At 56.5% G+C, this 556-nt stretch carries 1 protein-coding gene; it reads left to right on the top strand.

Annotated elements, in window-relative coordinates:
• Positions 1–11 precede the first annotated feature (11 nt).
• Positions 12–556: ATP-binding protein (locus tag LPW39_RS23345; protein ID WP_230781170.1), on the top strand; the 545-nt coding region annotated here is incomplete at its 3' end.

A 556-nucleotide genomic window follows, 5' to 3' on the forward strand; every position in this document is an offset into this window, starting at 1 on the left:
GGAGATCAATCATGCGTGAACCCTCTACCGATGTGCAGACGCAATTGAAGAGTCTGCGCTTAAACGGAATGGCCACCGCATGGGCCGATCTGACCGAGCAAGGGGGCGATACCACCTTGGCTGCATCTTGCTGGTTGGTGGAGCACCTGCTTCAAGCCGAGCACGCAGATCGCGTCATGCGCTCCATTGCTCACCAGATGAAGTCTGCGCGCTTTCCTGTGCATCGAGATCTGGCTGGGTTTGACTTCACGGTATCGCAAGTCGACCAGAGGTTGGTTCAAAAGCTCTCACACCTATCGTTCACGCAGGATTCTCAGAACGTGGTGTTGATCGGTGGTCCTGGCACTGGCAAAACACATCTGGCCACGGCACTGGGCATATCCGGGTTCAGCAGACATGGCAAACGAGTGCGCTTTTACTCGACGGTTGATCTTGTCAATGCGCTGGAGCAGGAGAAAGCACAGGGGCGGGCTGGACGGACTGCGATAAGCCCGATGCGTATGGACTCGGTTGAGCTGGATGAGCTGGGCTACTTGTTCAGCCAGTGTGGAGGTGC

It is taken from the genome of Comamonas koreensis, assembly GCF_021026195.1.
Classification (GTDB): Bacteria; Pseudomonadota; Gammaproteobacteria; order Burkholderiales; family Burkholderiaceae_C; genus Comamonas; species Comamonas koreensis.